This is a genomic window from Lysinibacillus xylanilyticus, from assembly GCF_001708185.1.
Classification (GTDB): Bacteria; Bacillota; Bacilli; order Bacillales_A; family Planococcaceae; genus Lysinibacillus; species Lysinibacillus xylanilyticus_A.
This window is the reverse complement of sequence record NZ_MDDN01000021.1, coordinates 23,963-50,493: the sequence shown is the minus strand read 5'-3', so window position 1 is coordinate 50,493 and position 26,531 is coordinate 23,963. Positions and strand designations below refer to the sequence as shown.

The following is a 26,531-nucleotide window of genomic DNA, read 5'->3' as shown; positions in this document are numbered from 1 at the left end:
TTAGCCAGTTTATGATACGGATTCTATATGATCCCAGAGGCTGGTCGACTTTTCTTCACTTCTACTAAATAAAATAGTAGCACAAACCATGGCCTTGGTTTGTACTACTAATCTTAGTATGTTTCTTCTATAAATCATCAATAATGATGTAGGTCATGTACATAGGGCCGTGAACACCGACAACTAAAATCATTTCAATATCGGCAGAGTTACTAGGTCCGGAAATGAAATTAATGCAAGAAGCAAGCGTTTCACCATTTTGTAGACGCTCTCGAATTTGTACAGCGGCCTGTGTCATTCGAGGTACGATGGAGCTTTTTGGCATTAAAATGATGGATTTTGTAGGTAAGAAACTAACAGTCCGACCGTGATTTGGGTTGCTAAAAAGTACAGCTGTACCTGATTCCGCCAGTGTGATATCACTAATTGTAATTCCGATATTTGCTTTCTCTACTAGTGTTATATTGTCCCTGCCAATTGTCGGGTCCCAAGTGTGCAGTTCGATTTGTTTTTTAGGTAATGTATCTGAAAACAGCGTTGTCAGACCATAAGCGTCAAATCGTTCATCCTGCCAAGTCATAATGGGACCTCCATCATAATCGTCAATAACTTTTTCCAGTGTCGTAGCTAAATCAGCAGCAGATGTCACAACGCAGTTCGTATTGATGCGTGTGCATTGTTTTTGTAAGACGCCCAATAGCTCATCCTGAGATAAGTTTTGTAACGTTTTATGCTGCGGGGTATAGCGCCATTGAGGACGCTCCACATGTGTTGGTATAGTTGACCGTTGAAGTCTAGAAGATAATTGACGAATAAATGTCTCGCGATTTTGAATTGTGCCTACCATCCCTTAATCATCTCCTTTTTGTCGATTTTCGAACCAGTCACGGAAGCGTTCCTTTTTAGGTGCAGGGAATTCACGAATATCTGTCCAATTTTTTAATGGGCCAATGCCTTTTGATAGTTGCTCATTTTTTGTTAATGGTTTTAAAACACTTGATGCAACTTTAGATCCGAATTTATACATACCGCTTGATGAGGAGCCAATACCGAAAATAGACATAAGGAAGCGTTCAGATACTGGAGCACGACCTTCCTTTTCCACAATGGTTTGTCGATGCTTATGAAGTAACTCATGTAGCGGAATTTTTACTGGACAAACATCAGTACAAGCCCCACAAAGTGTTGAAGCAAATGGTAGTTCCTTATATTCATCATATCCACCAAGCAATGGAGATAAGACAGCCCCAACAGGTCCAGAGTAAATTGAACCGTATGAATGACCGCCTACATGACGATAAACAGGGCAAATATTAGCACAAGCACCACAACGAATACACTGTAAAATTGCTTGGAATTCACTGCCTAAAATTTCAGATCGCCCATTATCAACAATGACTAAATGAAATTCTTCTGGACCATCTACATCACCTTCTTGACGAGGGCCGCTTAATACAGTTACGTAACTAGGCAGTTTTTGACCTACTGCACTTCTTGTTAGCATATTGACTAGTACTTCTAGCTCTTCAAACGTTGGAACAAGCCTTTCCATACCCATTACTGTAATTTGTGTTTTTGGTAATGCTGTCGATAAATCAGCATTTCCTTCATTTGTTACGATGCAAACAGAGCCAGTATCGGCAACTGCAAAATTACAGCCCGTAATTCCAATATCCGCAGTTAAATAATCATCACGTAACATTTTTCGTGCGTGTTTTGTTAGTTCCTCGGGACGTTCAGAGCCTTCATAGTGATGATGACGTTGGAAACTTTCCTGTACCTGTTCCTTCTTACGGTGTAAAGCGGGTGCGACAATATGTGAAGGCAAGTCGTTGTCGAGCTGTAAAATGTATTCTCCTAAATCAGTTTCGATGACACGGCAGCCAACATGCTCCTCTAAATAATGATTTAAGTCAATTTCTTCTGTTACCATTGACTTTGATTTAACAATTTTTTTGGCTTGCTTTTTATTAGCGACTTTGGCGATATAGACTTGGGCTTCTTCTGCAGTGGCTGCAAAGAAAACGTGGCCACCACGTGCAGCGACCTGTTCACTTAGCTGTGTTAAATAGTAATCTAGGTTTGCAAGTACATGCTGACGAATCTCTTCACCTAGCGAACGCCATTCCTCCCAATTACCAAGCTCTTCGGTAGCCAATTGACGATTTGTTTCTAATCGGTCTTGTGCGCCTGAAACGGCACTACGCATAAAGGTATTTTGAATGCCTTCTCCAACTCGATTATTAAAAGATTCATTGCTGACCTTCATTGGCATTATGCACGCACCTCCGCTTTTCGGGAATTTAAAATTTCGGCTATATGAAGTACTTGTACGTGTGCACCTAATCGTTCCGCACGACCGCGAATATTCATTAAACAGCCTTCATCCGCACCAGCTAAATAAGTGGCACCTGTTTCAATAATATGCTGCACCTTTTCATCAACCATTTGCTCAGAAATAGGTGTCATTTTAACTGAGAATGTACCACCAAAACCACAGCAAGTTGTTTTGTTAGGTAGCTCTGTATACGTCAATCCTTTCACATTGTCTAGTAATGTGAAAGGCGCGCTTTTTACACCGAGTAAACGTGTCATATGGCAGGACATATGGTAGGTCACATTTCCATTGAAGCTAGCACCCACGTCTGTAATGCCAAGAACCTCTACGATAAATTGTGTTAATTCATAAGTTTTGTTAGCCAATCTTTTTGCACGAGCCGACCATTGAGCATCGTCTGCAAAAACTTTTTCATATTCGCGGAACATATAAGCACAAGAACCAGAAGGACAGACAATATATTCAGCATCATCAAATGCTGTTATCATGTTTTTCATTGCTTCCTTTGCTTCTTTAACATAGCCAGAGTTGTAGGCAGGTTGCCCGCAGCAAATTTGCCCTTTTGGAAATATGACTTCACAGCCAAGATGTTCTAGAAGTTCTACAGTTGCTTTGCCCACATTTGTTTGAAACATATCTACTAAACATGTTGCGAAAAGAGAGACTTTCATGTTTGTTCATCTCCTACTGTTTAATTAATATTTACGAATAAATTAAGATCGCAGCAATTAATGCAGGAATTGCCGCCACAAGAGGCCCAATTACTGAAACGAAAAATATATGTTTGTAGGCATCTTTATGTGTTAAACCTATAACTGCCAGTACAGTAATAACAGCACCATTGTGTGGTAATGAATCTAAACTACCGGAGGCAATTGTCGCAATGCGATGAAGTGCCTCTGGATCAACGCCTAAATCTAAATAAGTTTGAGCTAGTGTTTCCATCGCAATTCCAAGTCCACCAGAGGCAGTACCCGTAATCCCTGCAAGTGCCGCAATAGCGACATAAAGAGAAATTAAAGGACTTCCTGGTATGTTGGCCAGCATTTCTGTTATTACTCCAAAACCAGCTGTCGCTGCAATAACGGTGCCGTAACCAACATCAGCGCTTGTATTGACGATTGGTAAAACAGTATTTGTTGCTCCTACATTAATTGCTTGTAATTTGTTGTCTATGTATTTCCAAAAAATAACGATGGAAACAAGCACCGTGAGTATTAATGTGTAGAGAATATCTACTTTAAAAACGTTTAATGTAACAATTAAGAAGATTGGTGGCAAAATACTTAAGATAAAAGGTGGTAATTTTCTCTCGCTTGCCTCAAAAGCTTTTGAATCCTGTTTTTCTGGATTTTTCATATTTTCATAAGTTTCACCACGCGCCTCAGATTTAGACAATTGACGCTTTAAATAGAAGCAATTAAAAAGAATAATGGTAATTGTAGCAACAATCCCAACAACCGGTGCTGCAGTAGCTGTTGTCCCTAAATATTTCGTTGGGATAATGTTTTGTACAGATGGTGAACCAGGAAGCATAGTCATCGTAAAGGTTGCCATGCCAAAGAAAAATGCTCCTGTAAATAGATGCCAAGGTATATTCATAGCTTTAAATAAAGGCTTAGCAATTGGTAAAATAGCGAAAATAACAACGTATGTATTAATGCCACCTAATGTTAAAAAAGCACAAATGATGACGACTGCCATTAGCGCGTTAAATTTACTATGACGTCCCATAATATTTAAAAGTTTTTCTGCTATTGCACGAGCAGCGCCACTATCATCCATAAATTTACCGAAAATTGCGGCAAATAAGAAGATGAGGTAGTAATTTTTCATAAAGTTTATGAACCCGCTCATATAGTTGTCCTGTAGTGAATCTAAAATAGGCATTTGATTTAAAATGATGACGATTAAACTGGCAATTGGCGCAATAATAATGATACTGAAACCACGTAGTGCTAGAAAAATTAATAAAGCCAGTGAAGCAATAATCGTAAACAAACTCCACATTTCCATTCCTGTTAAGCCCCCCTTGCTTAATACAAATATTCTGAAAATTCAACAAGTAGGGTTTAGTATAACAATGAATACTAATAAAATACTATGTGAAAACAGACAAAGATAAGAATTACACTTTGTCTGTTATGGCTAATTTTGCGTTTTGTAAGTAGGAAAGCATATAGATTGCGAGATTTAATTCAAACATAGTTTTCCCGTTTTGTTCATCAATTTCTATCAATGAAAAAATTGTCTGAAGTCTATATTTGATGGTGTTTAGGTGTACAAAGCATGTCTCGGCTGTTTGTTTGCGATTCTGATTATTCTCGAAAAATACCTTTATTGTATATAACAAATCAGTTTTATGCTGTTTGTCATATTTGATAATGGGTCCAAGTTTCATCTCTACATACTCTGCCATTTCCTGTGGGTCATTATTTAAGAAAAGGGTGTAAGGTCCAAGCTTATCGTAGGATAAAATGAACGGTGCTTGTTCGAGTGTTTGTAAATAGTCTATGCACTTTTTTGAGTCCCGGTAAGAACTGGAGATATTTTCAATTGTGTCGAAGTGTCTCCCAAGGCCAACCATAAACGAAAGTGAATGGTACTTTTTAGAATCCTGATCGAGGAGCTTGAAAAAATGTTGAATGCTTTCTTTAAATTGTTCAACTGGTTCTCTTAGATTGTTCATAAATAAAAAATGGTAGTGCGAATCGTGTTCTGAGATGAAAACTGGTAAGGAAAATAAACGTGTTAAACGATAGAGTAGCTTACTAAATTGTTGCTGCTTTTTTTTAGTTTGAGCAACACCATACTTACTTCCTTCAAGCTGTAGAGTAGCACATAAATAATGGGTAGCTTGTTGGGCCTCTTGGCGTTTATAAAAGGCATTAAAATTCAAGTTTAGTAGCTGTTGTAACAAATAACCATCATATTTAAAAGAAATTTCAAGCTCCTTTTCCTCCTCTGCTAATTGTAAGGCGAAAAGAGCGCTTGCCTGTTCTACTGCGAATAAATCTAGAGGATCCATCTGTAAATGGTGATCCATAACAATCAACAGTATTCCTATAACACCCCGCTCTATATGGATGGGAAACAAATAACTTACATACATTTCATGGTTGATTGGTATATGTACTTGATGTCGCACGCACTGCTGAACAACTGTATGAAGATGCTCTGATTCTTGCTCTTTTAAAATTTCGGTTGCAAGCTTTGCTGTTGAAGAAGATGCGACAAGTAAATCGTAAAAATCAGTGATAATAGCTACAGACTGTCCTAGTAAGGAAGCGAGTGTATCAATCATTTCGTTTAGTCGACCTCGTGTTAAAGAGACACGTGTTAAAGCATTATAAATACGTTTAGAACGCTCATTTTGAGTAAATAATTTTGCGTTTTCGATGGCAATCGAGGACTGATTTGCAAATGCTTGTAGCATTGTTAAATCACTATTTTCAAACTGTGTATCTCCTGAAAAGTTAACAATCGTTAACACGCCTATACATGAATTACTTTTATCAAGAAGCGGAGCACAAACAGCACTTTTCGGGTAAGTAAAATCACCGACTGCTTTTGTATAGTTTTCTTCATACTGTGGAAATAAATCGGCCATGTTTTCAGTTACATCATCGCTAGAGTGGAATCTAAATGCCTTCTTTTGAGAGAACACTTTTCCAGTCATCCCTTCATTTGAGGCAAGGTGAATTTTCTTCAAGTAAGCTAGATCATAACCAATAGCATGCTTAGCAATTAGACGATTTGTTTCTGTATTTAACATAAACAGCACACCTGCATCAGCACCTTTAATCACATGGAGTACTTCACTAATAAGTTTTTCTAACACTTGGTCTATATCGAGTGTTGAGGTTAGGACCTGCGCAGCGTTAACCAAGCTCATTAATTGTTTTTCGGTATTTATCATAAACAGCTCCTCATGTGTATTGCTAAATTTTATTTTACAGTGCCATATAGAAGATAGCGAACTGTTAATTAGCGAAAAATAAAGAATCTACTGAAAAAAGTAAGCAGATTCTTGTTATTAACCCTATTTATAGATGTTTTTGGAGTGATTAGTCGTTGCTTTCTTTGTAGCGATTACTTTTTTTACAATCGGGATCACGATAGGTGCTAATTTTACGGCGGTTTTAACAACTTTAGATACTTTCATAAAAATCCAGCTCCTTTGACTATTAGTACTACTGTTCAATGCCGTAATGAAACTTATCGGATAACGCGAACGGCTTGAACAATATTCCAAATGACGATTCCTAGAGTGATGAGTAAGTAAATTGCCATTGAAGCAAACCAGATGATAAGAAACGTAGTGCTGTCTGAGTTCGAGTCAAAATTGTTCAATGATAAGGTTGAGAAAATAAAGACGGCAAAGAAGATAATTCCAAACACGAATGGAATTAAATGTGATATAAGTGCTCGGATAGAGTTTTTCTTTACGTAGTCATCTTTTGAAACAAAGTACACTACTAATGGCACAATAACAGGTGCGAAAAAAATACTGAGATAACTAAAGGCAGATAAAGTTTTTTGGTTCTCCATAGTTGTACCTCCTTTTTTTATATTTACGCATGAAAAGCGGGAAAGTTTCAAAAAAAAAGTTGGAAGAGGTTGTAATCATCACCATGTTTTCGTACAATGAGGTTGTTCAAATAATTTAGATGTAACGACCACAAGGGGAGCTGATGATGTCAGCTGAGACTGGGCACGTAATGCCTTGACTCTTTGAACCTGTAAGTTAACGCTTGCGTAGGGATGTGGATAGAAACTGACACTTTTACGATGTGAGGCTCTGTCCTGGCATCGTTTTTCTTTATACAGCCGAAAGCGTGCCGAATGAAGATGAAAGCATTTGATGTCAGATAGGGACATATCAGCGCATTTCTATTCCTTCTCTTGTATCCTACATCGGAACAAAGGAGAGAATAATATGGACAATAAACGATTATTAATGCTTGTGGAAATTGCGATATTCGCAGCGATTGGCCTTGTGCTCGATCAAGTTTCCTTTAAAGTATGGGCACAAGGTGGTTCTGTTAGCCTTGTGATGGTGCCAATTATTTTAATAGCATTCCGTTGGGGCCTTATTCCAGGGCTAACAACGGGCTTACTAATTGGTGTTATGCAGACAATGTTTGGTGCTACAATTGTACATTGGCTTCAAGGATTACTCGATTATGGTGTTGCCTTCACAGTAGTTGGTTTAGCGGCTGTTGTTCGCCAACCAGTGCTAGAAGCTGCCAAAAATTTAAACAAAACAAAAATGGCGCTTTATATTATTTTAGGAACTGTATTCGCAGGGTTTTTACGTTATGCTGCACATACAACTGCTGGCGCTGTATTTTTCTCAGAGTATGCTGGCGATCAAAATGCATGGATCTATTCAATCATCTATAATGGTACATATATGCTGCCAGCAACGATTTTAACAGCAATTGTCGGAGTCCTGTTATTTACAGCAGCTCCTCAATTAATGCAACGAAAATCATAATTATTATGCCCTTCACATGAGTGGAGGGTTTTTTTAGCCAGTTAGGGATGACATTTGTTGAAAAGTATACAATGTATATAAGTTGATCTTCGTTCCGACTGTACGCCCCTAGGAAAGCGCCCAGTCGGAATGGAAATCAACCACACGTTAAGATGATGAGCCTGTTTTTTAGCACTTTACAATTTATAATGGCATATAATAATTAAAGCGTTTAGCGTTTTTTGTATAAAAAGTTATGTTATATTAATGAATAGATATTAGATGAAAGGGACGTTAAAAATGATCGTAAAAACGCAAGAAGAGATTGAAGCCTTTAAAAAAATCGGCCGTATTTGTGCTGAAATTCGTGAAGCAATGAAGGCAGCTACAAAACCAGGAGTAACAACACTTGAACTAGATGAAATTGCAGGCCGTATGTTTGCTGAGGCAGGAGCAATTTCTGGACCTAAAGGGGAATATGATTTCCCAGGATACACATGTATTAGTGTGAATGAGGAAGTGGCACATGGTATTCCAGGTAAACGTGTGATTGAAGAGGGAGATATCGTAAACATTGATGTATCTGGTTCATTAAATGGCTACTTTGCAGATACGGGCATTTCATTTGTAGTTGGTGAAGGCTATGAAGATAAAGAAAAACTGTGTCGTATAGCTAAAAGTGCTTTTGATCGTGCGATGACAAAAGTAAAAGCTGGCTCAAAATTAAACCAAATCGGAAAAGCTGTTGAACGTGAAGCATATGCCAATGATTTAACAGTGATTATGAACCTAACAGGTCATGGTTTAGGTCGTTCGTTACACGATGAGCCAAATCATATTTTAAACTATTATGATGCATGGGATTCTACAATTATGAAAGAGGGTATGGTACTTGCAGTCGAGCCCTTCATCTCAGCTAAAGCGGAGCATATTGTCGAAGCTGGTGATGGCTGGACATTCGTTACGCCAGACAAATCATTAGTTGCCCAAATTGAGCATTCCATTATCGTTACAAAGGATAAACCAATCATCTTAACAACATTAGATGAAGAATAATATACTTAGTTATGTAAAGACTAAAAATCCTGCAAACCAATTTATTTTTGGTAGGCAGGATTTTTTTTAATAAATAATATACCGACAAGTAGCACACCACATAAAAATAAGGCTGCCGTTGTCACAAGTAGCTCATCCAAACCATTATGTAATGCGACTCCAACATAGGACCAGATAAATACACTGGGATACATAATATCAAAATGGTGGAATCGAATATGTAGCGCTATTGCGACTCCGATTGTCAGTAAAATAACTGCCCAAAGTGGATTACTAAGGCCAAAACCGTTCCATTGATAAGATGTTAGCGTAAAGCTTACGTTAGTCATTAGTATAAATGTAACCCATGCCAAGTAAATCGAGAAGGGTATACGACCTGAAGGTGAGTTATCGCTGTGAGGATACGTATTGTACAACAAAAATAAATACAGTACTAAAATAAACATACTGGCGATTGTCACGATAAATAGTTCGTGATGCCAAACAACAATTGTTAACGCCTGCATGATACATATGCTACTAAAGAGAACAGTCTGTTTAATAGTTGTCTTTTTAATATTCATGACTAACCAATAACCAAGTAACATGTAAATCACAATCCAAATCACATAGCTAGCATTAAAAGGTGCAAATATTACAGGAAAACGATTTGAGATTTCTAACGAAGATTGACCGTTTATTTTCATGAAATAGGATGTAAAGGTTAGGATAAGTGAGACAATAAAAGTTACTGTCATCAAAATAAATCGAGGCATGTTTTCCTCTCCCTTCGTGTTAAATTGTATAGGGAAAAGACAAATAAGTATAGGACTGTGACATAATAATTTCATTATAACGGAAAATTCCAACAATGTATCGTGTTATTTCGATCAATTATGCCTCGGCATAATTGCGTCCGGAATCGGCTTTGTGCTAAGGCCTGCAAATGTTTTTGTGCGAAAGCGTAGTGCTAACGTAGCGGCAGCAACGTGTCTTTGTCTGTGCGAAAGCGAAGCGACAGCAAAAGGGTTTTAACTGCGCGAAAGCGTACCGGCAGCGGCAACACAGCACCGATGTAGGTCAGTTAGCCGTTATCGCATGGATGCGATGATTTTAGGCTAACATCCCCTAAGAATTCTTTTCTGATTCCGTGACATCTGCCGGGGGCTTTGGGCCAACAAGATGTTGGTCACTCAATCGTTGCCACAGGACGTGGCGTTTTTAGACTGAGTTCCTCTATTTCAGCGGATGTATGTACACTCGCTGAAATAAGCTAAAATTATCTACAATTTACCATTTGCATAGGCATGCATATATTTCTTTAGTACAATAAGGGTATTCAAATGTAAGGAGTGAAGTTTTAATGACTCAAAATTTAAATACTCTAGATCTATCAATTGAACTAGATAAAAAAATGTATAAAAAGAAATTAAAAGTACTCCAATATGAAATGTTAAATGCTCAACAGTTTTTATTAAACAATAAAATTGGACTAATTTTAGTGTTTGAAGGTATGGATGCTGCTGGAAAAGGTGGCGCTATTAAACGTCTAATTGAGCGTGCTGATCCACGTGGTTATATCGTACATCCAATTTCAGCACCTCAGCCTCATGAACTACGCTACAATTATTTACAACGCTTTTGGAGAAAACTTCCGCAACATGGACAAGTAGCTATTTTCGATCGTTCTTGGTATGGTCGTGTATTAGTTGAGCGTATTGAAGGATTTGCAACAAAAGAAGAGTGGTCTCGTGCATACGAAGAAATTAATAATTTTGAGAAGATTTTAACAGCAGGGGATTATATTATCATTAAGTTTTGGCTTCATGTATCTGATGAGGAGCAGCTTAAACGTTTTAAAGAACGTGAGAATGATCCATATAAGTCTTGGAAGCTAACGGATGAAGACTGGCGTAATCGTGAAAAAACACCTCAGTATATGGATGCTGCAAATGAAATGTTTGAGAAGACAGATAAGAAAAATGCTCCTTGGATTCTAGTGCCAGGTAACGATAAAAAATATGCGCGTGTACAAGTGCTACAAGAAATAATTGCACATATCGAACGTGAGGCAAAAAAACGCGGCCTTCATTTAACAAATGTCTTAGACAAAACGCATTTAGAAGAGGCTGAATCTTCTAGTCTTGAAATGCTAGAAGAGAAACCTAAAAAACAAAAGCAAAAAATTAAATAATGATATCGATGCTGTAACAACGAGATGTTTTAGTTGTAGCAGCATCTTTTTTTACATACAATTAAAGTAAAACTTAAAAAATGAATTCAAGCATTAAAATGTAATGACAATTTGCGGAAGGTTAGTGTGGAGAAATGGTGCTTAAGATTTGGAGATTATTGAGGAAAAAGGGTGAAAATGTGGTATCAATTCAAGGGGGCAAATGCTACATTCGCACATTTCAAGAAAAAGATGCACAAAGTTTAACTGGTCTCGTAAGCCGTAATAAATACTTTTGGTCTACATACGAGCCTTTACAGCGACCTGATTATTATACAATTGATGCTCAATATAAAAAAATTCAAGAAAGCTTATACCTAATGGACTCAAAGCGGGAATATACTTTCGGTATTTTTGAGCTGGGTACAAATAATTTAATAGGACATATTGCTCTTTATGCCGTCAAACGTTTACCATACTCAAGTGCATTTGTTGGTTATGCGATGGATGAAATTTATGTAGGGAAGGGGATTGTGACAGAAGCAGTTAATATGGTCGTGCAATTTGCTTTTGAACAAGTAGGCTTACATCGTGTAGAGGCTTATGTCTCAACACAAAATAATGCTTCTATCCGCGTTTTAGAAAAGTCAGGATTTCAGCGTGAAGGTCTTTTAAGAAAGCTTCTGTACATTAATGGTCAATGGGTGGATCATTATATGTATGCACGTTTAGAGGATTAAAAAAGAATCGTCTATCTTTCGAACAATGAAAGATAGACGATTCTTTTTCTAACTATTGTTTATTACCGTCTTCGAGTAAATCAAGTCGACCTGTATTTGGGTCAATTACTAAGCCATGAACAGGTACGTCTTTAACCATTAACGGGTGATTTCGAATTGTATCAACACTTTTCTTTACACTTGTTGCTACGTCGCCAAAGCCACGTAAAAATTCTTTTAAATCAAGACCTGAATATTCCATCATTTTTATGGTTTCAGGGTTAATCCCTCTAGCAACCATTTTACTTAGCATTGCTTCTGGGTCAACTGCACTCATACCGCAGTCGTAATGACCAACAACATAAACCTCATCTGCTTGTAGTTCATAAACAGCTACAAGTAAACTACGCATTATTGCACCAAATGGGTGACTAACTAATGCGCCGGCACTTTTAACGATTTTAACGTCGCCGTTACGTAAATTCATAGCTTTAGGTAACAGCTCTACAAGACGAGTATCCATACAAGATAACACAACGATGCGTTTATCAGGATACTTTGTTGTAATAAAAGGCTCATATTTTTTTTCTTGAACGAAATCTACATTAAACTTTAGAATATCTTGTAACATTGACATGAAGAATTACTCCCTTCCCTACAAAAATATTTTAGATCAAATCTTTAAATATGCAAATAATAATGACAATATTCACGCAATTTTATGAAAAAAAAAGAAATTAAGTAATGTATTTAGGGAATCGAAATAATTGAAAAAATCAAATTTCACATGGGAGTAATTCCCCTGCTCAAAACAGGACGTGGTGTGCTTAGGCTGAGTTCCTCTATTCCAGTAGGTGTTTGAATACCTGTTGAAAAGGGACCACATCCACATTCATCACACAATCTTTTAGGGTGGTATTCTTCTATTGAATAAAGAAAAAAACAGCTATGTTTTCTAATAGCTGTTTTTTTAATGAAATTAATATTTTTCTTTTGGCATTGGATCTACAGTTACTGAAGATTTAGTATCTAAACCGACTTGTAAGTAGTGGATGAAGAATCCTAGAGAAATTAGTAAAACTGCTGAAAAACCTAATACAGTCGTCATGAACATAATAAAAGCTCCCCTCTACTAAAATAATCTACAATATTATCTTATAGTAATTATACAATAGGTTAATGGGAAATTGTAAGGATAATTTATGACATTCACAACATACCTAGTCTAGAATAATATAGAAGGAACAAATTGCTTGAATTGCCTAGTTACCCTTGTGGTAAACAAGTCTATTTGCCCGTCTGTAGTAAAACCGTCTATATTCAATTGCTTAGAACCAATCATAAAGTCTACATGTGTCAAGCTAAGTCCATTTGTCAGTAGCTCCCTTCGCATTCGCGCAAAAAACAACGTGCCGCTGCCGCTTCGCATTCGCGCAAAAAACATCTGTTTGCCTAAAGCCTTTCTCCGATTCCGGACGCAATTATGCCGAGATATAATCGATAGTATCGATCGAACAGCTTATATAGAGGTACTGATTTTTTTTTATTTACTCCTGCTTTCATCAGCTAGTTCGATATGTTTTAGTAATTTTGTGTCGAATAATAATAACAAAATCTTAACTTTTTTCAATTAAAGACAATTTAGTGTACTATTCTTAATCCAATATAATCAAATGTGGTCGAAAAATGAATAAAAAGTAATTATTACATCGAAAAATTTGTGAAATACATTTATACTATATTAAACATTTGGAAAAATAGACGAAATAAAGTTTAATAGGAGATTTGGAGGTCTAAAAATGGATTTATCGTCGGTAGTAGGGTTAATTTTAGCGTTTATTGCGCTATTAACAGGGATGGTACTAAAGGGTGTAAATTTAAGTGCGTTTTATAACCCAGCAGCCATTCTAATTATCATCTTCGGTACGATTTCAGCAGTAACGATTGCCTTCCCAATGAAGGAGTTAAAGCGAGTACCAAAGCTATTTAAAAATATTTTTAAAGAAACAAAATTAGCAGATGATATTGAGATTATTAAGATGTTTTCACAATGGGCAGATTTGGCTCGCCGTGAAGGTCTCTTAGCGCTTGAGAGTAAAGCTTCAGAGATTGAAGACCCATTTTTAAAAAATGGACTTACATTAGCAATTGATGGACAAAATGCGGACTATATTCGTGATGTCTTAACAGAAGAAGTAGAAGCGATGGAAGAACGCCATGCAAGTGGTGCGCTAATCTTCACACAAGCTGGTACATATGCTCCGACATTAGGGGTACTTGGTGCGGTAGTAGGGTTAATTGCCGCATTATCAGATATGAATGATATCGATAAATTAGGGCATGCCATTTCAGCTGCCTTCATGGCTACATTATTAGGGATTTTTACAGGTTACGTATTATGGCATCCATTTGCCAATAAATTAAAACGTAAATCTGCTTTAGAAGTAAAACAAAAACGTTTGATGATTGAAGGTATCCTTTCCGTATTAGAAGGGGAGGCACCACGTGTTATTGAACAAAAATTATCTTCTTATTTAACAATGGAAGAACGTCGTCAAATTTCGGATGAAAGCGGGGCGGGCGGCCTTGGCAAAGAAAGCTAAGAAAAAAAAGCATGAGGAACACGTTGATGAGTCTTGGTTAGTGCCGTACGCTGATATTTTGACGCTGTTATTAGCATTATTTATTGTACTGTTTGCATCCAGTTCAGTAGACCAAGAGAAGCTAGATAAAATGTCAGCAGTGTTTACTCAGGTATTTGATGGTGGCACAGGCTTTTTAGAGCAACCTGCACCGATACAAAGTCCGAATGCAGAAAGTGACCAACAACCACAACAAAATTCTGCATATTTAAAGGATCAAAAAGAGTTAGCTGAAATTAAAGATAGTGTTGATAATTTCATCGCTGTTAATGAGATGGAAGGTCAATTTGCAACAGAGATGACTGATGAAGGTTTACTTGTAACAATTCGTGATAGTATTCTGTTTGATCCAGGGAAAGCGGATGTTAAACCAGAATATATTCCGGTTGTGGAGGAACTTGCGGATGTATTAGTATCTAATCCACCACGTAGCATTGTCATCACGGGGCATACAGATAATGTTCCAGCAGGACCTAATTTCTCATCAAATATGGAGTTATCAGTAATGCGTGCTTCAAAATTCTATCTGGTTCTATTGAATAGTAATTCTCAATTAAAGTCTGAGAACATTAGTGCTAAAGGTTATGGCGAAAACAAAGCTATTGCTCCGAATGATACTCCTGAGGGTCGTGCGAAAAATCGACGTGTAGAAGTGTTAATTCAACCTCTTGTAGAAGAGGACGGCTCTGCCGCAAAAAAAGCTGAATAAGTTGAAACGTTAACCAATAAGGTCTTTAAAACCAAAAAGCTATTAGCAATACTTATGCTAATAGCTTTTTATCTTTTTTAGCTTTATTTGGATAGGGAAGCTTTCTTATTTACGTAATGAGCCTAATTCAGCAACAATGGCTTGCATCTCACTTGGACTAAATGTGTTGCGCTTCATGACCATTTCGTATAAATAGACTAGGTCTTCGTAGTTAGCTTCATCGAAATTTTCTGATTTCATTGCATCAACATTAACCATGCGAAGTTTGTCTTTCATTTGATCGACCATATAAATAACGTTTTCTTTTGACGGTACTGATAAATCCATTTGTTTAAACCTACCTTTCGTAATCCTCGGAAATATCATTTCATTGAATAAAAAAAATGTCAACACTGAATTTGGGCATTGCTTTAAAAATAGACTGTTATTGGGTAGAATAAGGGCAGTAAGTAGTTTAGTCATTTTAAAGGAATATACATTTACCAGGCAGGAGGTATTTAATATGGGACGAAGTAAATTATTAGCATCTATCGTAGTAGGTGCCGCAGTTGGTGCTGCATTAAGTATGTTTGACCGTGCAACGCGTGAAAAAACTATCGCTACAACGAAAAAAATGAAAGAGTCAATCTCGTACTATGCAGCCAATCGAGAGGAGTTACAGGTACTAGTGGAGGAAAAAGTATTGGCCGCTAAAGTGCTATGTGAAAGTGTATCAGAAAATGTCAACACAATCGTTGACAAAGTTGATGAATTTAAAGAATTACCTTCTACAATCGAAGGCATGATTAATGAAACGAAATCAGCCTTTTCTTTACCTGATAAAGAATAGTTGTCGTATAGGAGGGAATTTGTTTGGAAAAGAAAAAAGCATCTATACATACAGCGGTCGGTGTGGTGAAATCATTTGTCTCACCAGACGAAGACACTGTAGATGTAATGACATCAAAGGGCTTTATGCAAGATTTGATACTACGCTTACAGCGAGTGGAAGTATCGGCTCTTGCCGCGCAGTTGGCTTATTTCTTTTTACTATCTTTTTTCCCGCTACTAATTGTTCTAGTCACATTATTACCATATTTGAATTTTGATACGACGCAAGTGTATGCATTTCTAGTGAATGTTATGCCAGATGAGGTATATAGGCTTATTGAAGATACATTAAATGAAATTTTAACAATCCGTAATAGTAGTTTATTATCCATTGGGGTGCTTGGAACAATATGGTCTGCTTCCAAAGGAGTTAATGCGTTGATTAGAGCCTTGAACAAGGCCTACGATACAGAGACTAGGGGGAGTATCATAGATCGAGGGTTATCCCTTGTATTCACTATAGCATTTGTCATTGTTATTGCTGTCGCTCTACTTTTACCGGTTTTTGGGCAACAAATTGGGCATTTCTTATTTTCTATAGTTGGCATTGAAGAACAGTTTGAAATTATCTGGGAAAGATTACGCTGGTCGATGCCACTACTACTTATTTTTATAGTATTAATGGGAATCTATTGGGTTGTTCCGAATACAAGTCCTCGTTTGAAGTTAATAGGTGTTTGGCCGGGAGCATTATTTTCAACTCTTGCCTGGCTGGCGGTCACATATGTTTTTTCCTTTTATATTAGTAATTTTGCAAATTATTCCGCTACATATGGCAGTATTGGTGGGGTTATTATTTTAATGCTTTGGCTATATTTCACGGGGATTATTTTAATTTTCGGTGGCATTTTAAATGCGACTATGCAGAAAAAAGCATTGCAAAAAGAATTTATTAAGCATGAGACTTTAACAAATAATTAGCAATTTCAAAAAGAACAGCCTCGATATCACGTTTTGTGATACGAGGCTGTTTGTTTTATCCCGCTTTAACGGGCAGTAATAAAGTGAAGCATAAAGGTGGGGTAAAAACTGCCCGTAAAAGCCCGATTGGTGAAGACTAATAATCAGTGGGGATTGAAGAGAGCCCCCACTGATTAAGTTTCACTTTATCCCGCTTTAACGGGCAGTAATAAAGTGAAGCATAAAGGTGGGGTAAAAACTGCCCGTAAAAGCCCGATTGGTGAAGACTAATAATCAGTGGGGATTGAAGAGAGCCCCCACTGATTAAGTTTCACTTTATCCCGCTTTAACGGGCAGTAATAAAGTGAAGCGTAAAGGTGGGGGAGAACTGCCCGTAAAAGCCCGATTGGTGAAGGCTAATAATTAGTGGTGGTTAAACGTTTTTATTCAGCATACGTAAGCCGTTTAAAATAACTAAAATGGTACTTCCTTCATGTCCAATTACACCTAGAGGTAAGTCAACGATTTGTAAAAAATTTGAGGCTATTAGTAATACAATAATCCCGATAGAGAAGATGATGTTTTGCTTAACGATCCGCTGCATTTTACGTGATAAACGTACTGCATAGGCAATTTTTGATAAGTCGTTTTTCATTAAAACAACATCTGCTGTTTCTAGTGCAACGTCTGTACCTTCTCCCATAGCAATCCCAGTAGTTGCTGTTGCTAATGCAGGTGCATCATTAATACCATCTCCGACCATCCCTACATATTTATGTTGAGAAAGAAGTCGTTTCATCTCCGTCACCTTTGTTTCAGGGAGACATTCAGCAACGTATTCCGTCACGCCTGCTTCTTTGGCAATAACCTTCGCTGTTTTCTCGTTGTCACCTGTCAGCATGACGACATTAATGCCTAGCTCTTTTAGTAAGGCTACTGCTTTTTTCGCTTCATTACGAACGGTATCTTTTAAAGCTGTTAATGCGACAATGCCGTTTTTGTCACGAATGAAAATAACTGTTTTGCCTTCTGCAGCAAGTTTTGTTGCTACGCCATCTGCAAAATTCTCAGCTTCCTCTGCGCCTACAAAATCAGGTTTCCCAACTTGATATTCTATATGATCAACATACCCTTTGATGCCCCAACCTGGGATATCTTCAATAGTGGCCTGTGGAAACTTTGTAAGACCTTCAGCCTTTGCATATGAAGTAATGGCTTGTGCAAGTGGATGATTCGATTGCGATTCAATACCAACTAGGGTAGCCAGCGCCGTTTCTCGTTCTATTCCTTCTCGAACAATAAAATCAGTCACAATTGGTTTTCCTTGTGTTAATGTACCTGTTTTATCGACAGCTAGAGTACGCAATACACTTAGATGCTCTAAATGTAAACCGCCTTTAAATAGCACACCGTTTTTTGCACCGTTTGAAATTGCTGCTAAAGTAGCGGGCATGATGGCTGCTACAAGGGCACAAGGAGATGCAACAACTAAAAGTACCATTGCACGGTAGAATGTTGTTGTCCAGTCCCAACCAAGTAAAAAATGTGGTAGGAACATCATTAGAGCAACAGTAAGTAGCACAATTTTTACATACGTACCTTCGAATTTTTCTATGAACTGTTGAGAAGGTGATTTCTCACTTTGTGCATTTTGGACAAGTGTAATAATTTTTTGGAATAGTGTTTCGGAATTTGGTTTAGTCATTTCCATTGTAATGGCACCGTTTAAGTTAACAGTACCTGCAAATACTTCATCGCCTTCACGTTTTGCAACTGGCAATGGCTCACCACTAATGGCCGATTCGTCAATAGAAGATTGCCCTTTAAAAATTACTCCGTCTGCCGGTACTCGTTCACCGGGTTTTATGAGCAGGTGATCGCCAATTTGTAATGTAGAGACAGAAACTTTCATTGGTTCAAAGTCACCACGAACAAGCCAAGCCTCTTCAGGTTGTAAATTCATGAGTGCGGAAATTTCACGATGACTTTTATTCATTGCATATGTTTCGAGAGCGCCACTTACAGCAAAAATGAAAATAAGAATAGCACCCTCCGTCCAATAACCAATTGCTGCCGAACCGATTGCGGCTAATACCATCAGTAGTTCGACATTGAGTTTCCTCTCTTCAATGGTTTCTTCAATACCTTCTTTAGCTTTAGCAAATCCACCAACGCAAAATGCAACAATATATAAAAGAACAGAAGATGTTGTTTGTTCGTTAGTATCTAAACGCCATGCAAGAAAAATGAGCAAACCAGCTAAAAGGGCAGCAATTAATTCTGCATGTTCTTTTGCTTTCTCAATTATATTATAATTTTCTCGATTAGAATGTTCCATCTTTATCCCTCCTGATAATGAAAATCAATATCAAAACCTTTATAAAACAATATTTTTGAATGTTGATTAATTGAAAATAGCTTTCAGTTAACTTGTTTCTAATTTAGAATTATTATAACAAAGGTATTTAGGAAAAGAAAGTAAAAAATTTGAAGGGAATTTTTTATAGAGGTGGATAAAAGCAGTCCTAGATTGAGATTGAGGTGATTATAAGGTTTTTGAAATAATTTTGAACATAAGAAAAGCACAGATTATCCATTAGGAATATTCTGTGCTTTTCGAATTTGTGCAGTGAATTACCCTACTTTAGGAATTACTGCATATTTAATTTTAAACTCTTTTTGTAGTGTGGCTGCCGCCACAGCTAAAATAATCATTACTGCTATTCGAAGTAAAAGGAATTTTTTCTTTATTAGAAAACTCTTTCTGCGTGTAGCGCAAGTTTTTCTAGTGATGATTTGTCTACGTCTGCATGTAGAGAGTTACCGTGAGAGTCCATTGTTACAACAGCTGTGAACTTCTCAACGTTTAAGTGCCACATCGCTTCTGGAACACCGAATTCCATTAGATCAACGCCATCTACACCTTTAATGCAGTCGGCATAGTATTGAGCAGCACCGCCGATTGCATTTAAGTAAACGCCGCCATGCTCTTCTAAAGCAGCAAGTGTTTTTGGTCCCATACCACCTTTACCGATTACAGCACGGATACCAAATTTTTTCATGATGTCACCTTGGTATGGCTCCTCACGAATAGAAGTAGTCGGACCAGCTGCTTTAACTGTCCAGTTGCCTTCTTCATCTTTTGCCATTACAGGGCCACAGTGATAAATAACTTGTCCATTAAGATCAACTGGAGCATCGTGACTCATTAAGTGATGGTGAATTGCGTCACGACCAGTATACATACGACCAGTAATAGATACAACGTCACCAACTTTTAGAGCACGAATTTGTTCTTCAGTAATTGGTGCAGTAAGTTCTACTGTATTTGTAGAAGTATCTTCTGTTGTTGCTGCAACTTCATCTTCTTTAAATGTAATTTTTTCGCCTTCTTGGTAGTGCCATTTAATAATGTCGCCAGTTTGAGGATCGATGTCCACAGCCATACGACGGTATGCCCAGCAGTTATAAGCAACTGATACGTAGAATGATGCAGGGATACGGTGCATCACACCAATTTTACAGCCAAGTAATGTTGCTTCACCACCGAAGCCCATTGTACCGATACCAAATGTGTTTGCAGTTTTCACTACATATTCTTCTAATTTAGCAAGATCAGCATTTGGATTTGTATCTTCCACATGACGGAATAACTGCTCTTTCGCTAAGTCGTAACCAGAAGAGCGGTCACCACCGATACCTACACCGATAAAGCCAGCTGAACAGCCTTGACCTTGAGCTTGGTATACTGAGTGAATGATACATTTACGGATACCATCTAAGTCACGACCAGCGCGGCCAAGACCTTCAAGTTCACATGGTAGGCTGTATTGAATGTTTTTGTTTTCACAGCCGCCACCTTTAAGGATTAACTTAATTGTGATGTAGTCTTTTTCCCATTGTTCGAATTTCATAACAGGTAGACCTTCACCAAGGTTATTTCCGCTGTTTTCACCAGTTAATGAATCAACAGCATTTGGACGTAATTTTGCGTCAGCAGATGTATCGTTAATAGCTTTTTTAATAGCTTCTTTAATTTCTAATTGGTTTACACCAACAGGAGTATAAATTTTGAATGTTGGTAGACCCGTATCTTGACAGATTGGTGATACATTATCTTCTGCCATAATAATATTGTTTGAGATTGTGTCTAAACTCATTGCAGCACGAGTACCAGCATTTTCAGCATCTTTAGCTTTCTTAATTGCACGACGTACGTCTTTTGGTAGATTAGTAGATGTTTCTGTAATTAAATCGTAAAGACTTTTCTCCAAAGTTTGGATATTCATTTGGTATTGCCCCCCATAGAAAATTTGATTATTTCCACGTTACATTATACTCTTTTCAACTAATGAAAAAAAGAGTACAACTCATTGTGGTCGGAATTAAAGGCCTATTGTCAAAAAGAGGTAATTTTAATATAAAATTATGTTAATAAAGTTTTATCTATCGTTAAGCAATTATTAAGATAATTAAAGCAGGGGAATAAACAATATCTTAAAAAGAGTAATAGTAGGAAACGAAGGCATTTTCCGAGAAGGTGATCACTTTTAGGGCGGAGGCTGATCAAATGTCCAGAGCGGTCATTTTATTTAAGCACTTAGTTGACTATTTCTATCGATGAACGAAGGTTTCCTTCTTTATACAAAAGATATAATTTCATCAAAATAAAGATTGATAAAAAAGAACATTTGTTCTATAATGATACTAAATCTACTTTAGGAGGTTATATATGAAGCTACTTAATTTACCTGAAGCATTTGAACAATATAGGACAGTAATAGAGGAAACGATTCAGCCAACCATATTTATTGAAACGGAAGAACGAAAAACATCTCTATTTGAAAGTAAGTTTGCAGGCGATCCGTATTTTCCGTTGTCAATGGAATATCCGAAAAGTTCTGAAGGGCAACCATTAAAATTACTGGCACAAATTAATTTTGCAGATGTACCTAAGCATTTACCGCATTTCCCTGAAGAGGGAATCTTACAGTTTTATATTGATGGCTACGATGATGTGCTAGGGATGGACTTTGATAATGGTCAAAATCAGGAAGGCTTCCGCGTCATTTTCCACGAGCGTATTGTCAGTGATGAGTCGCAATTAGTACAAGACTTCTCATTTGTTGAAGCGAAAGAAGAAGAATTTTACTTTCCAGTGGAAAAGGAAATGGCATTGTCTTTTGAAACAAGATATGAACCATTATCAGCAAATGACTTTAGAAGTGAAAAAACATTTGCGAAGATCCTTGCTAATATAGAAGACAATGATAATTTAGTAGACTCATTTTATGAAGCATTAAATAGTACAGGTCATAAAATCGGGGGATATCCATTCTTTACCCAGGAAGATCCGAGAGCTTATGGGGACTATACAGATTCAACAGTCTTGTTGCTTCAGATTGACAGTGTAGGCGATCATATTCTGTGGGGGGATGTCGGGGTCGGCAACTTTTTCATTACAGAGGATGAGCTGAAACGTAAAGATTTTAGTAAAGTTCTTTATAATTGGGATTGCTATTAAATAACAGAAGATAAAAGCAAGTGGAAAATGATCTCCACTTGCTTTTATCAGTTATTTTTCACGAGCGTTAAATTGCTCCATTTTGTCTTCTAAATCATCCATCATTTGAATTAAACGATCAATATCCTCTAATTCAGTTGTTTCAGGATCAATCGCATCTAAAACTTCTAAAAATATTTCAAGACGTTCTCTTAAGTAATTCACTTGCTGCTTTTTATCATTGATTGGATTTGACATACATACACCTCATTTCGTCCCCTCCATAGTAGCTGATTTGGGACTAAATTTCAATGCTTAGGTAAACACCTAGGACTATGCGATTATTTTAAAAAAATAATAGACAGAATATTTACAATATTGATTCTGTGTGTTAAATTAATATTAAGAAAAAGTAAAGGAGCTGATTTTAAAAGTCCTAAAAACTCTAACTCGAAAAGGAGGGAGTTTAAACAAGTACTCGGCCAATGTAAAAGCCGAAATTCGTGTTTATACAATTAAATGGAGATAAGTGTTAGTTAGGCCTTAGCGTAAAATCACATGTGGTGAGCGCTAAGGCTTTTTGGTATGCTGTTATTTGGAAAAAAGACTTGATGTTGGAGGAAAAAATGACATACTTCTCAGATTACAGCAAAAAAAGATTTGCCATTTTAGTGTTAATTGTATCTATATCAGGCTTTTCACAAGGGATGCTTTTACCACTGATTTCAATTATTTTCGAACGTGATGGAGTATCCTCCGCGTTGAATGGATTGAATGCAACAGGTCTATACATAGGAACTTTATTAATCTCACCGTTTATCGAGCAACCATTAAGAAGATGGGGCTATAAACCGATTATTTTAATTGGCGGTGCACTTGTCTTCGCTTCACTATTAGCATTTCCTTTATGGAAGAGTGTAACTTTTTGGTTTATCCTTCGCTTACTCATTGGGGTAGGGGATCATGCATTACACTTTGCAACACAGACGTGGATTACAAGCACCTCAGATTATAAAAGCTTAGGGAAGGGTATGGCGATTTACGGCTTGTCCTTTAGCACGGGCTTTGCAGTTGGTCCATTAATGGTAAAACTAATACAAATTTCAGAGGCATTACCGTTTATTGTGTCCTCTATTATGTGCTTATTCGCGTGGTCTTTTGTATTCCTCTTACAAAATGAAAAGCCAGAGCGTTTAACGGGAGACTTACATGCAAGAGGCTGGCAGCGTTATAAAATGGCCATTGTATTTGGATGGATTGCATTTTTAGGTCCATTCGTTTATGGGTTTTTAGAATCATCATTAAATGCGCTGTTCCCAGTTTATGCCTTACGTAAAGATTTCGATGTAAATATGATTCCTATTATTTTATCAGTCTTTACATTTGGTGGGATTTTAACACAAGTGCCACTTGGAGCCATAGGGGATAAAGTAGGACGACGTAATGTCTTAATGATCGGCTCGTTTGGAGGAGCTGTTATTTTTGGCATTGCAAGCTTTTTGGAGCATTCACAAATGGCAGTAGCCGTAGCATTTTTCTTTACAGGAACACTAGTCGGTTCAATGTTTTCATTAGGGATTACCTATATGGCTGATTTAACACCAAAGGAACTACTGCCTACCGGAAATCTCCTTTGCGGCATTGCACTAAGTATTGGTAGCTTAACAGGACCATTTTTAGGTGGCATTTATTTAGAATATGTAAAAAATTATAGCCTTCTTTTACTGGTAGCAATGCTTTTACTAGCTGTAGCCACTGTTTTACTAGTATTTGGACGAAATAAAAATAAGCGACCAGTGTCGGTGTAAGAGGCATTGTCTTTTGGAAATTATCCTTGAAGACGCTCGGGGAATCAGAAGAATTACTCAGCTCGGAGACTTTTTTTAGAGAAAATAAAAAGAGCGGGGCTCATCTCCCGCTCATAAAACAAAAAACGCCCAGCAAATCCGTGCTGTTATGGCGTTCTTTGCGTGACAAGGATGTTCCGTCCAAGTCACATAGGTTTGGCACCTAGAATCATATTATACAGACAAGTTTTCATAAAATCAAATAAAATTAGTAGATAGGTAATATTTGGACTTTGCATTTCTATCTCTATATAATAGAAGAACACTCGCTTAGATTACTAATTATTTTAAGGAGATTAAATTATGACTGACTATAAAAAAATATCGATTCATCGTGCATTAACAGAGTTAAAGATGCTAAATCACCGCATTGAAGCAGCAACGAATGAAGTGAGTGCAGTGTTAGCCAATCGTAAAAGTAATAGCAAAATTAATGGTATAGAAATGCAAGAATATGAAAAGCAAATGCAAGCTTCATACGATAAAGTAGTTAGCTTAATTGACTACCGCAACCGAATTAAGGCACTAGTTGTAGAGTCCAATGCTAAAACAAAAGTAATTGTAGGAAAAGAAGAAATGACTGTAGCAGAAGCGATTGAACGCAAACAGTCCATTCAATATGAAAAGGAACTGTTAGAAGTCATGCAACAGCAATATCGTTCAGCGGTAAATACGGTTGCTAAAGAAAATGATGCGTTGCCAGCAAAGCTAGAAACGTATTTAGTGAATATATTAGGAAATAAAGAAAAACAATCTCCAGAAGCAGTAAAGTTACATACGGAGACATTTATGAAAAGAAACGAGTACGAGTTAATTGATCCGATGAATGTTAAAAAGAAAATTGAAGCGTTAAATAATCGAATTGAAGAATTTGAATCAGAGGTCGACGCGGTATTATCGGAATCAAACGCAACGACATTTATTGAAGTGCAAGCGTAACTAAATATGCATGGCCTAGCGAAAACGGAAAACGAAAAGTCGCTCGCGCTTCAAGGCATGTGTGCGAGTTAAAACCTTAAACATGCCTTACAACAATTGATGCTTTAAACAAACTAAGTTGAAAGCTCAAAGATAAAAGTTGAAAGACCAAAGTTTACGTTTCAAAGTTCTTTTAATTAAAGTTAAAAACTTAAAGTATAAAAATCTTTTAAATCCTGGGTTATTGGTTAAGGTGCTGATTTTTCTGGACCGTCCGTCATCCACCAGGCAGCTTGAGCTGTGCAGTACATATAAAAATAAACAATGAGGGCGTCTCTTAATTTTAGGAGACGCCTTTTTTTGCTGGTATTTAATTTGTTTCTATTTAATATATTTTTCTTTCTACCTTTATATACGGCTACAAGCACTATAACTTTATTGCCTTTAAGAAATAATATATTTTTATTGATAATTGATAAAGATCGAGAGTTTTATCAAAAGTTGTTCAATTTCCCGAAAAAACTGATTTTTAAAATGTTATAGCTAAAGCTATGGTACTTATATAACCATAAATGAGCACTTTGACTATTTTAATGCCAAACTATATAGAGTTAATAATACTTTCCTAAAGGCTTATATCATTCCAATAAAAGGTTTTAAACAAAAATTCCATGAAATCAGTAATTTAACCGTATTTTACAATGGTGAATATAGTGTAGATACTTATACAGAATTACATGTAAAAGAATCCAATTTAGGTACTTTTCAAGTAAGTTACTATTCAAATGGACAAGAAATAGCTAATGAAATAACAAAAGATACATTTATAACGGCAAAAGAATACCAGGAACAGGAAGATTCAGATTCTGTATTATCTCATATCCAATTTTTCAAACAAAGGGAGTTAATTGGGGAGGTATAGCAAAATGTTTAGGTATAAGCTGGAGTGTCGGTGCAGTATTGGCTGCTGTATGCGGAACAGCCTGTGTTCTATCAGCAGGAACGGCTTGTGTTATTTGTATAGGTGCATATTTGGGGTTTGACATTGCTTCAATAACAGGGTGTATAGCAGGCAATCCGGTTAAAAAAAGAGGGGTTATATGTACTGGTATAATTTTGTCTCGATGTTTTGGTTTTTAATAGGGCTAATTCTGTTAATTAGCATTACTGTATATAATAAGCGATATAAAAAAGGTGAAAGAGGAGTAGCTGTAGCATTTTTGCTCTTTGCTAATATGTCTACCTTTGTGGCAATTGGTATTAGAAATAAAGTCTCTTTAATATTCTATTTACTATCATTTATTTTAGTATGTATCGCATTAATATTGATTTTGAAAAACTATAAAATGGACAAATATTGAAAATGAGAGTTATCTACTATACAAATTTCTGTATTAA

At 36.8% G+C, this 26,531-nt stretch carries 26 protein-coding genes, 1 pseudogene and 1 riboswitch; of the genes and pseudogenes, 12 read left to right on the top strand and 15 right to left on the bottom strand.

Features of this window, described 5'->3' with window-relative positions:
- Nucleotides 1–127: 127 nt before the first annotated feature.
- The 7 genes from BFJ97_RS21480 to BFJ97_RS21455 form a co-directional block, all read right to left on the bottom strand.
- Nucleotides 128–847, bottom strand: coding sequence for a LutC/YkgG family protein (locus BFJ97_RS21480; protein ID WP_068986661.1), 720 nt, complete (start codon nucleotides 845–847; stop codon nucleotides 128–130).
- A gap of 3 nt (nucleotides 848–850) precedes the next feature.
- On the bottom strand, nucleotides 851–2,275 hold the full coding sequence (locus BFJ97_RS21475; RefSeq protein ID WP_068986660.1) for a LutB/LldF family L-lactate oxidation iron-sulfur protein: 1,425 nt from the start codon (nucleotides 2,273–2,275) through the stop codon (nucleotides 851–853).
- Nucleotides 2,275–3,009: a (Fe-S)-binding protein gene (locus BFJ97_RS21470; protein ID WP_068986659.1), complete on the bottom strand. Its 735-nt coding sequence runs from the start codon at nucleotides 3,007–3,009 to the stop codon at nucleotides 2,275–2,277. Before BFJ97_RS21470 ends, BFJ97_RS21475 begins: the two co-directional genes overlap by 1 nt.
- Nucleotides 3,010–3,040: 31 nt before the next feature.
- Complete coding sequence (locus BFJ97_RS21465) at nucleotides 3,041–4,354, bottom strand: GntP family permease (RefSeq protein WP_068986658.1); 1,314 nt, start codon at nucleotides 4,352–4,354, stop codon at nucleotides 3,041–3,043.
- A gap of 112 nt (nucleotides 4,355–4,466) precedes the next feature.
- Entirely contained in the window at nucleotides 4,467–6,257 is a 1,791-nt protein-coding gene (locus tag BFJ97_RS21460) for a helix-turn-helix domain-containing protein (RefSeq protein ID WP_068986657.1), read from the bottom strand.
- Between the two features lie 123 nt (nucleotides 6,258–6,380).
- Nucleotides 6,381–6,503 carry a hypothetical protein gene (locus BFJ97_RS25545; RefSeq protein ID WP_263297521.1) on the bottom strand — a complete coding sequence of 41 codons (123 nt, stop codon included), beginning with the start codon at nucleotides 6,501–6,503 and terminating at the stop codon, nucleotides 6,381–6,383.
- A 53-nt stretch (nucleotides 6,504–6,556) separates the two neighbouring features.
- Nucleotides 6,557–6,889, bottom strand: a complete 333-nt coding sequence (locus BFJ97_RS21455; protein WP_068986656.1) for a DUF4870 domain-containing protein — start codon at nucleotides 6,887–6,889, stop codon at nucleotides 6,557–6,559.
- Between the two features lie 123 nt (nucleotides 6,890–7,012).
- Nucleotides 7,013–7,120, top strand: a riboswitch (TPP riboswitch).
- Nucleotides 7,121–7,277: 157 nt separating this feature from the next.
- Between BFJ97_RS21455 and thiT the strand changes: the two genes are divergently transcribed.
- Nucleotides 7,278–7,838 carry an energy-coupled thiamine transporter ThiT gene (gene thiT / locus BFJ97_RS21450; RefSeq protein WP_068986655.1) on the top strand — a complete coding sequence of 187 codons (561 nt, stop codon included), beginning with the start codon at nucleotides 7,278–7,280 and terminating at the stop codon, nucleotides 7,836–7,838.
- 279 nt (nucleotides 7,839–8,117) lie between these two features.
- Nucleotides 8,118–8,873, top strand: a complete 756-nt coding sequence (gene map / locus BFJ97_RS21445; protein ID WP_068986654.1) for a type I methionyl aminopeptidase — start codon at nucleotides 8,118–8,120, stop codon at nucleotides 8,871–8,873.
- 41 nt (nucleotides 8,874–8,914) lie between these two features.
- On the opposite strand, the gene BFJ97_RS21440 is transcribed toward map, so the two are convergent.
- Nucleotides 8,915–9,628, bottom strand: a complete 714-nt coding sequence (locus BFJ97_RS21440) for a tryptophan-rich sensory protein (protein ID WP_068986653.1) — start codon at nucleotides 9,626–9,628, stop codon at nucleotides 8,915–8,917.
- Nucleotides 9,629–10,215: 587 nt separating this feature from the next.
- On the opposite strand from BFJ97_RS21440, the gene BFJ97_RS21435 reads away from it, so the two are divergent.
- Nucleotides 10,216–11,046 (top strand): polyphosphate kinase 2 family protein, encoded by an 831-nt coding sequence (locus tag BFJ97_RS21435; RefSeq protein ID WP_068986652.1) that lies wholly within the window; start codon nucleotides 10,216–10,218, stop codon nucleotides 11,044–11,046.
- A gap of 134 nt (nucleotides 11,047–11,180) precedes the next feature.
- The gene (locus BFJ97_RS21430; protein WP_068986651.1) at nucleotides 11,181–11,765 is read left to right on the top strand and encodes a GNAT family N-acetyltransferase; all 585 of its coding nucleotides are present in this window, start codon (nucleotides 11,181–11,183) and stop codon (nucleotides 11,763–11,765) included.
- Nucleotides 11,766–11,817: 52 nt separating this feature from the next.
- On the opposite strand, the gene BFJ97_RS21425 is transcribed toward BFJ97_RS21430, so the two are convergent.
- The 3 genes and pseudogenes from BFJ97_RS21425 to BFJ97_RS24395 form a co-directional block, all read right to left on the bottom strand.
- Nucleotides 11,818–12,381 carry a beta-class carbonic anhydrase gene (locus BFJ97_RS21425; protein WP_068986650.1) on the bottom strand — a complete coding sequence of 188 codons (564 nt, stop codon included), beginning with the start codon at nucleotides 12,379–12,381 and terminating at the stop codon, nucleotides 11,818–11,820.
- Nucleotides 12,382–12,723: 342 nt separating this feature from the next.
- Entirely contained in the window at nucleotides 12,724–12,858 is a 135-nt protein-coding gene (locus tag BFJ97_RS25540; protein ID WP_263297522.1) for a hypothetical protein, read from the bottom strand.
- A 111-nt stretch (nucleotides 12,859–12,969) separates the two neighbouring features.
- Nucleotides 12,970–13,134: pseudogene (locus BFJ97_RS24395) on the bottom strand (aminopeptidase); the annotation flags it as partial.
- A 409-nt stretch (nucleotides 13,135–13,543) separates the two neighbouring features.
- Here BFJ97_RS24395 and motA point away from each other — a divergent pair.
- Both motA and motB read left to right on the top strand, forming a co-directional pair.
- Nucleotides 13,544–14,347: a flagellar motor stator protein MotA gene (gene motA / locus BFJ97_RS21420; protein ID WP_068986649.1), complete on the top strand. Its 804-nt coding sequence runs from the start codon at nucleotides 13,544–13,546 to the stop codon at nucleotides 14,345–14,347.
- On the top strand, nucleotides 14,331–15,095 hold the full coding sequence (motB, locus tag BFJ97_RS21415) for a flagellar motor protein MotB (protein WP_068986648.1): 765 nt from the start codon (nucleotides 14,331–14,333) through the stop codon (nucleotides 15,093–15,095). The genes motA and motB overlap by 17 nt, the downstream gene beginning before the upstream one ends.
- A gap of 105 nt (nucleotides 15,096–15,200) precedes the next feature.
- Here the strand turns inward: motB and BFJ97_RS21410 are convergent, their stop codons facing one another.
- Nucleotides 15,201–15,422, bottom strand: coding sequence for a DUF1128 domain-containing protein (locus tag BFJ97_RS21410; RefSeq protein WP_068986647.1), 222 nt, complete (start codon nucleotides 15,420–15,422; stop codon nucleotides 15,201–15,203).
- Between the two features lie 175 nt (nucleotides 15,423–15,597).
- Here BFJ97_RS21410 and BFJ97_RS21405 point away from each other — a divergent pair, with 175 nt between their 5' ends.
- Together BFJ97_RS21405 and BFJ97_RS21400 are read left to right on the top strand one after the other, a co-directional pair.
- Complete coding sequence (locus BFJ97_RS21405; protein WP_068986646.1) at nucleotides 15,598–15,924, top strand: YtxH domain-containing protein; 327 nt, start codon at nucleotides 15,598–15,600, stop codon at nucleotides 15,922–15,924.
- A gap of 23 nt (nucleotides 15,925–15,947) precedes the next feature.
- Nucleotides 15,948–16,886, top strand: coding sequence for a YihY/virulence factor BrkB family protein (locus BFJ97_RS21400; protein WP_068986645.1), 939 nt, complete (start codon nucleotides 15,948–15,950; stop codon nucleotides 16,884–16,886).
- 412 nt (nucleotides 16,887–17,298) lie between these two features.
- Here BFJ97_RS21400 and BFJ97_RS21395 read toward each other — a convergent pair whose 3' ends face one another.
- Nucleotides 17,299–19,203: a heavy metal translocating P-type ATPase gene (locus BFJ97_RS21395; RefSeq protein WP_068986644.1), complete on the bottom strand. Its 1,905-nt coding sequence runs from the start codon at nucleotides 19,201–19,203 to the stop codon at nucleotides 17,299–17,301.
- Between the two features lie 412 nt (nucleotides 19,204–19,615).
- Complete coding sequence (locus BFJ97_RS21390) at nucleotides 19,616–21,154, bottom strand: fumarate hydratase (protein WP_068986643.1); 1,539 nt, start codon at nucleotides 21,152–21,154, stop codon at nucleotides 19,616–19,618.
- A 443-nt stretch (nucleotides 21,155–21,597) separates the two neighbouring features.
- Here BFJ97_RS21390 and BFJ97_RS21385 point away from each other — a divergent pair, with 443 nt between their 5' ends.
- Nucleotides 21,598–22,389 (top strand): YwqG family protein, encoded by a 792-nt coding sequence (locus tag BFJ97_RS21385; RefSeq protein WP_068986642.1) that lies wholly within the window; start codon nucleotides 21,598–21,600, stop codon nucleotides 22,387–22,389.
- Between the two features lie 51 nt (nucleotides 22,390–22,440).
- On the opposite strand, the gene BFJ97_RS21380 is transcribed toward BFJ97_RS21385, so the two are convergent.
- Entirely contained in the window at nucleotides 22,441–22,626 is a 186-nt protein-coding gene (locus BFJ97_RS21380) for an SE1561 family protein (protein ID WP_068986641.1), read from the bottom strand.
- A 368-nt stretch (nucleotides 22,627–22,994) separates the two neighbouring features.
- On the opposite strand from BFJ97_RS21380, the gene BFJ97_RS21375 reads away from it, so the two are divergent.
- The 3 genes from BFJ97_RS21375 (at nucleotide 22,995) to BFJ97_RS21360 (ending at nucleotide 26,494) form a co-directional block, all read left to right on the top strand.
- Nucleotides 22,995–24,176 carry an MFS transporter gene (locus BFJ97_RS21375; RefSeq protein ID WP_068986664.1) on the top strand — a complete coding sequence of 394 codons (1,182 nt, stop codon included), beginning with the start codon at nucleotides 22,995–22,997 and terminating at the stop codon, nucleotides 24,174–24,176.
- Between the two features lie 342 nt (nucleotides 24,177–24,518).
- Nucleotides 24,519–25,154 (top strand): hypothetical protein, encoded by a 636-nt coding sequence (locus tag BFJ97_RS21370; RefSeq protein WP_068986640.1) that lies wholly within the window; start codon nucleotides 24,519–24,521, stop codon nucleotides 25,152–25,154.
- Nucleotides 25,155–26,233: 1,079 nt separating this feature from the next.
- Nucleotides 26,234–26,494, top strand: coding sequence for a hypothetical protein (locus BFJ97_RS21360; RefSeq protein ID WP_068986638.1), 261 nt, complete (start codon nucleotides 26,234–26,236; stop codon nucleotides 26,492–26,494).
- Nucleotides 26,495–26,531 lie beyond the last annotated feature (37 nt).